Origin of the sequence: Phenylobacterium sp. (assembly GCF_037138395.1) — a bacterium.
Taxonomy (GTDB): Bacteria; Pseudomonadota; Alphaproteobacteria; order Caulobacterales; family Caulobacteraceae; genus Phenylobacterium.
The window spans coordinates 1-7,159 of record NZ_JBAXIM010000131.1; the positions used below are offsets into that span (position 1 = coordinate 1).

4 protein-coding genes are annotated in these 7,159 nt (G+C 70.0%); all 4 read right to left on the bottom strand.

Annotation, left to right across the window (positions count from 1 at the left end; all coding sequences use genetic code 11):
• On the bottom strand, nt 1–327 hold a 327-nt coding region (locus tag WCJ52_RS10280; protein ID WP_336903214.1), incomplete at its 3' end, for a biopolymer transporter ExbD.
• A gap of 3 nt (nt 328–330) precedes the next feature.
• Nucleotides 331–1,032: a protein TolQ gene (gene tolQ, locus WCJ52_RS10285; protein ID WP_336903215.1), complete on the bottom strand. Its 702-nt coding sequence runs from the start codon at nt 1,030–1,032 to the stop codon at nt 331–333.
• Nucleotides 1,033–1,188: 156 nt separating this feature from the next.
• The gene (locus tag WCJ52_RS10290; RefSeq protein WP_336903216.1) at nt 1,189–4,605 is read right to left on the bottom strand and encodes a carboxyl transferase domain-containing protein; all 3,417 of its coding nucleotides are present in this window, start codon (nt 4,603–4,605) and stop codon (nt 1,189–1,191) included.
• A 52-nt stretch (nt 4,606–4,657) separates the two neighbouring features.
• Nucleotides 4,658–7,102 carry a CoA transferase gene (locus WCJ52_RS10295; protein WP_336903217.1) on the bottom strand — a complete coding sequence of 815 codons (2,445 nt, stop codon included), beginning with the start codon at nt 7,100–7,102 and terminating at the stop codon, nt 4,658–4,660.
• Between the last annotated feature and the right edge of the window lie 57 nt (nt 7,103–7,159).

The window sequence follows — 7,159 nt, forward strand, 5'->3', positions numbered from 1 at the left end:
CGAGGCGGCGGCGGCGAGGGCCGGCCCCAGGGCCTCGAAGGGTGTCGGCTGATCCTGGACGAAGACGGCACCGTCGGCGCGGATCGCGATGCTGACCGGGGCCTCGGCCTCCCGGATGGCGCTGGCTTCGGTCTTCGGGAGTTCAAGGGGCACGCCGGCCGTGAGCAGGGGTGCGGAGATCATGAACACGATCAGGAGGACGAGCATGACATCCACAAGCGGCGTCACATTGATCTCGGACAGGGCCGAGCGCCTGTTGCGGCCATAGCGCCGCCTGCGGCCTCCGCCGCCGGCCCCGGAAAACGCGTCGTTCGCAGACAGGGCCATGGGTCAGACCTTCGCGGCCAGTCGACGCTGGACGGCGGTAGACAGGTCGTCAGCGAAGGCCTCCAGCCTTGCGGTGTAGCGGCCGACCGCGGAGGAGTAGTGGTTGAAGGCGATATAGGCAGGGATAGCGGCGATCAGGCCCAGGGCGGTGGCGAACAGGGCCTCGGCAATGCTGGGCGCCACCACGGCGAGGTTGGTGTTCTTCTGCACTGCAATGGCCTGGAAGCTGTGCATGATCCCCCACACCGTGCCGAACAGGCCGATGAAGGGCGAGGCGGTGGCGACGATGGCCAGGGCCGACAGTCCCGCCTCGATCCGCAGGGCCTCACGGGCGATGGCGGCGTCGAGGACCCGGTCGATCCGCTGGATCAGGAAGGCCGCCTGTCCCTCCGAGACCGGTCCGCGACCGCGGGCTTCCCGCCATTCCAAGAGCGCCGCCTGGAGCATCCGGTGAAGGGTGTGGGGCGGGTTGTCGCCAGCCTCCAGGGCGATGTCCTCGAGGCCGCGCCCTGACGACGCCTCGGCCTCGAAGGCGTCCGCCGCCCGGTTCAGCCCGCGAAGTCGCACGCCCTTGTCGAAGATTACCGCCCAGGAGGCCAGCGACGCCAGGCCAAGGAAGACCATCACGGACTTCACCACCCAGTCCGCCCGGGCGAACAGGGCGAGGAAGGAGAAGGTCTCCGGCGTGATGGCGGCGGGCTCCATGGTCTCTCCGGCTCTGCCCTGTTTCAGGTCCGATCAAGGGGGCTTCGCCAGACTGCAGTGGACCGTGGCGAAGATAGGGCGGACCCTAGCCATGCAGGCACGACTTTTTGGTTAACGGGCAGGCCTTGACCGGGGGAATGCCAGGCCGGGTGGGGGTCACCAGGGGTCGATATAGGGGTACTTCTTGCCCTCGCGCGGCCGAACCGGGGGCAGGGCCTGGAGGCCCCGGACGATCCAGCTGCGGGTCTCCACGGGATCAATCACGTCGTCCAGGCCGCCACCTGCGGCCGCGTTCACGGCCTTGGCGCTCTCGTAGGCCCGCGCGACGCGCGTGTCGAAATCGGCCCGCCGGGCCTCGGGGTCCTCGATGGCGGCCAGCTCCTTCCGGAAGCCCAGCTTGACCGACCCCTCGATATTCATCCCGGCGAACTCGGCAGTGGGCCAGGCGACGGTGAAGTAGGGCATGCCCGAGCTGGCCCCGCACATGGCCTGGACGCCCAGTCCGTAGGCCTTGCGCACCACTACCCCGAACAGGGCGGTGGTGACATTGGCGCCGACGTTGAACATCCGCAGGGCGTGCCGGACCAGGGCGGTCCGCTCGACATCTGGCCCAACCATGATGCCCGGGCAGTCCATCAGGCTCAGGATGGGAATGTCGAAGGCGTCGCAGAGCTGGATGAAGCGTGCACCCTTGTCGGCGCCGGGCGAGTCGACGGCGCCCGCCAGATGGTGCGGGTTGTTGGCGATCACCCCCATGGGCCGGCCCTCGACCCGGATGAAGGCGGTGATGACGCCCACCCCGAACTTCTCGCGGATTTCGAGGACGGAGCCGATGTCGGCGATCGTCGAGATGATCTCCCGCATGTCGTAAAGCCGTAGGCGGTTCTCCGGGATGACGTGCCGGAGGGTCCTCTGGTCGGGCGCCTCCCAGTCCGCGATCGGGCCCTGGAAGTAGGACAGGTATTTCTTTGCGACCTCGACGGCCTCGGGCTCGTCGCGGACCAGGATGTCGACGACGCCGTTGGGGACCTGGAAGGACATGGGCCCCACTTCCTCGGGCGTGTAGATGCCCAGGCCGCCGCCCTCGATCATGGCTGGCCCGCCCATGCCGAGGGTCGTGCCCTCCGTGGCGATGATCACGTCGCTGGAGGCCACCAGGGCCGTATTGCCGGCGAAGCAGCGGCCGTTGACGATGGCCACCAGGGGCACCAGGCCGCTGAGCTGGGCGTATTGGGTGAAGGTCGACGTATCGAAGGCCACGCCCGGCCCCGTGGAATCGTCGCCCGGACGCCCGCCGCCGCCCTCGCCGAACAGGATCACGGGAAGCCGCAGGCGCTTGGCCAGGTCGAACATCCGGTCCTGCTTGTAGTGGTTACGTCCGCCCTGGGTGCCGGCGAGGACCGTGTAGTCGTAGGCCACCACCATGGCCCGGCTCTGCTCGGGCCCGAAATGCTCGCCGTTGATGGCGCCGATCCCGGCCACCACGCCGTCGCCGGGCGTGGTCCGGCGCAGGGTCTCCATGTCGGCGCGCCGGTGCTGGCGGGCGACGATCAGCGGCCAGTATTCCTTGAAGGAGCCGGCGTCCATCAGCTGGTCTATGCTCTCGCGGACCATGCGGTAGCCCCGGGCATGGCGCTTGGCCACCACCTCGGGACGGTTCTCGTCGAGGGTGTAGGCGTGCCGGTCGAGGTTTTCCTGCAGGTCGGGACGGATGAAGTCGGGGTCGAGGCGCACCGCCCCCTCGATCCGGGCACCGGAGACCTCGGCCTCCTCGATGAAGACGATGGGATAGCCTTCCCGGACCACGTCGCCGACGGACATGGTCACAGCCCGGACCACGCCGTCCCGGTCGGCGGTGATGACGTGCTCCATCTTCATCGCCTCGACGATGGCCACCTGCTGGCCCCTGCGGACCTGGTCATCGATGGCGACGTCGATGGCGGTGATGGTCCCCTGGATCGGCGAGCCGACTCCCACCGACCCATCCGGGCCCACCGCCTCGGTTTCCAGGTCGGGCCCGGTCTCTGCCGTCGCCGCCTGGGCCGACTTGACGTCCGCGTCGTGCTTGAAGAGGGCGAGGGGGTCGCGGGTGTTCACCCGGGCCCCGGCGAATCCGCCCGTCGTATCGGAGGCGCCCTTTCGCGACAGGGCTGCGTAGCGGCTGACCGCCGTCTCGTCCGGCGCGGCCAGCTCTGCGACATTCTCGTCGAGCCAGCGCGTATGCACCGCCCCGGCGACGAAGTCGGGATGGCGCAGGATGTTGCGAAGCAGGCCGATATTGGTGGCCACCCCCTCGAGCCGGAATTCCGACAGGGCACGCAGGGACCGGGCGACCGCCGGCCCGGCGTCGGCGCCGTCCGCGCTGCAGATCACCTTGGCCAGAAGGGAGTCGAAGGCGGTGCTGGTCCGGTATCCGGCATAGCCGAAGCCGTCCGTGCGCACGCCCGGGCCGCTGGGGGCCTCGTAGGCGGTGAGGACCCCGCTGGTGGGACGCACCGAGCCGTCGGGGGCCAGGGTCTCAAGGTTCACCCGGGCCTGGATGGCGAAACGGGCCGGAGATGGGGCGTCGGGGTCGGGAAGTCCAAGTTCGACGAGGGTCGCGCCCTCCGCCAGCCGGATCTGCGCCTGCACCAGGTCGACCCCGGTGATCGCCTCGGTCACCGTGTGCTCGACCTGCAGGCGGGCATTGGCCTCGATGAAGACGAAGGGCGGGTCCGCCGGCGCGCCGGAGGCGTCGACCAGGAACTCGAAGGTCCCCAGGCTCGTGTACCCGACGCTGCGGGCGAGCCGGAGGGCGGCGTCGAGAATCTGCCGGCGCAGGTCCGGATCGAGGCCGGGGGCCGGGGCGATCTCCACCACCTTCTGGAACCGGCGCTGGACGCTGCACTCGCGCTCGCCAAGGTGGGTCACGTCGCCGGTCCGGTCGCCCAGGACCTGGACCTCGATGTGCCGCGCCCGGGACAGGAAGGCCTCGACATAGACATCCGCAACGCCAAAGGCGGCCTGGGCCTCCGAGCGGCAGCGGGCGTAGGCGGCGTCCAGTTCGTCCACCCCGGCGACCACGCGCGAGCCCCGTCCGCCGCCGCCGGCCAGGGCCTTGATGATCATGGCCTGGCCCTTGGGCAGTCCGTCCAGGAACTCCCGGGCCTCCTCCAGGGTGACGCTGCGGTCCAGTCCGCGGCTGACAGGTACGCCCGCCGCCAGTGCCGCTTCCCGGGCCCGGGCCTTGTCGCCGAACAAGGCGAGGTGCTCGACGGACGGGCCGATGAAGGTCAGGCCGGCGGCGGCACAGCGCCGGGCGAATTCGGCCCGTTCGGAGAGGAAGCCGTAGCCCGGGTGGACCGCGTCGCATCCGCTGTCGAGGGCGGCCTGAACGACTGCGTCCATGTCGAGGTAGGCAGAGGGCCCCTTGCCGGCCAGGGGATGGGCCGCGTCGGCCATCCGCCTGTGCAGGCTGTCGGCGTCATCCTCGGACCAGACCGCCACCGTGCGGCGTCCCAGGTCCGATGCCGCGCGGGCGATGCGGATGGAGATTTCGCCGCGGTTGGCGATCAGGATGGACGATATCGTCACGGATGTTTCCTCCGGCCCTCTTCGGGGCTCTAAGCTTGGCCATCCAGGGCGGTCAGGCCCCTTCCGATAGACTTCCGGTCACGCCGGATGCGACAAGTCCAGCATACTCGGCCTCGGTCAACCCCAGTTCCCCAACCAGGATCTCGCGGCTGTGTTCACCCACGCAGGGGGCTGGGCGCAGGGCGGCCGAGGGTCCCGAGGCGAACCGCCAGGGACGACCTGGAAGCCAGGAGGGTCCGACCTCGGGATGGACGATTTCAGAGACGAAGCCAGAGGCTAGAAAGTTGGGATCCGGCCGGTCATACAGTTCGTAGAGCGGGACCACCCGGGCGGCGGCCACGCCCCGTGCGCAGAGGTCCGACTCTGCCTGGGCCGCGTCCTGCCCCCGGGTCCATTCCGCCAGCAGGCTGTCTATTTCGTCCTCGAACCGCCTGCGGCCTTCCAGACCGGCGAACCGCGGGTCCCGCAGTCGCAAATCGCCTGTCGCCTCCACGAGGGCGCTCCAGGCGAGGTCGTCGCTCACGGCGATGGCGATCCAGTCCTCGCCGCCGTCATGTCCTTTTGCGGGAAAGCAGCCGTGCGGGGCCATGGCGGGATGGCGGTTGCCGCCGGGCCCCGGCGCTCGTCCCCGGGCCTGCCCCTCCAGAACCGCCTCGCCGCACAGGACAGCCACTGCCTCCATCATCGACAGGTCGATCCGCTGGGCTTCGCCGGTCCGGTCCCGGGCATGCAGGGCCGCGACGACCGAGGCCGCGAGGAAGTAACCGGACATGGGATCCGGGAAGAGCCCGCCGGTATTCATGCCGGCGTCGCCTGCGTATCCGTGAATCGAGGACAGGCCTGACATGGGCTCGGTCGTCGAGCCGTTGGCGGGGAAGGGCGAATAGGGCCCCGTAGCGCCATAGCCCGAGACGGAGGCCCAGACCATTCCTGGCCGAAGCGCGTGCAGGCGTTCCAGGGTGACGCCCCAGCCCGGCATGACCGTCGACCGGAAGTTGTCGACCAGGACGTCAAAGCGGGGCAGCAGGCGCCAGAACAGGTCGCGTCCGCTGTCCTGGCGCAGGTCCAGGGTCAGTTCACGCTTGTGGAGATTCACCGAGTTGTAGAGGCCCTGGGTGTTCAGGGCGTGCTGGGTGCGGCCGGGCTGGGCCACGGCCCTGGGCACGGCCCCGCTGACCCGCCGCCAGACGTCGGGCCTGTGGCGCGAGCCGATCTGGACCACGTCCGCCCCCAGCAGGGCCAGGAGCTCCGTCCCGAAGGTGCCGGACCAGGCCTGGCCGAAGCTCAACACCCGGACCCCGGCCAGCGGGCCCTCGGGGGATGGCGACCGGGCGGGGCGCGGCTGCCCGACGGCAGGGCGTGGCTCGGCCGTCCAGTCGCGGGCCTGACCATCGAGGCGGGGGGCCGGACGGCGGAGGGCCCAGGGCGAGGACGTATGCTTGGCCGGCGCGCCGGGCGCCCGCAGGCGGCGACCTTCGACCTCGGTCTCCACCAGGAAGTCCCGGGCCTGGAGGTGCGGGTTTTCGACCAGTTCATCGAGGGTCTGGACGACGCCGACCGGGCATCTCAGCTCGGCCAGCCGCTCGAAGACCGGCCAGCGTTCCCGAGACTTCAGGCTGCCCCCCATGGCCGTGAACACCGGGGTCAGGTCCAGGGAGTGTCGTCCGAGGTCGGGGATCAGGTCCTCGCGGTGGGCGAGCTCCGGCAGGCCCATGGCCTCCAGGGCCGGGGTCCAGTTGTGGAAGTCCGGAAGGGCGAAATGCATCTTCCCGTCGGCCAGGTCGAAAAGCGGATAGTCGGCGCCGCGCGGTCGGCCGCCTGCGGCGTTGGAAAACCCCTGGCCATTGTAGATCGCGGCTATGCCCCAGGGGTGGACGGTGAGGGCCAGTGCCTCGGTCTCGCTGATCGACACCTCTTCGGGCGCCCCTCGGCCCGCTGGGCCCAGCAGGGCGGCGGAGGCGGTGAGGAAACCCGCAATACCGGCGACATAGCCGGCCTGGTCCCGGGGAAGCTGCAGGGGCGGCTCGCCCTGGAGCCGGTTCACCCAGGCCCAGCCGGTGCGCGCGCAGGCGGTAAGGTGGGTTCCCGGAATCGACGCGAGCGGTCCCGAGTTTCCGTGCGGCGTGAGGCTGAGATGGACGGCATCGGGCTTCAGCTGGGCGAGAGCGGGCCTGAGGGGGATCCCGCCGATATCCCCTTCCTCGCCAGGGCCGAGGTTGGTGATCACGACGTCCGCAGACGCGACGAGGCGGGCGAGTTCGTCCGCCGTACGCACCGCGGTGGAGCGCTTGTTCCAGTTGGCAAAGGCGTTGAGGAAGCCTCGGTCGGGTCCGGGCTGGTCGTCGAGGAAGGGGCCCTGGGCCCTCAGGGGATGGCCGCCCGGCGGCTCGGCGAGGAGGACGTCTGCGCCAAAATCCCCGAACAGACGTCCGGCGAAGGCGCCGGAGAGTCGGGTGGACAGATCGAGTACATGCAGACCCTCAAGCGCCGGGACCACGGCCTTCCTCCTGCCCCTCTTTATGACATCGCAACTCTGGCTGGCTGCGTTTGCTGT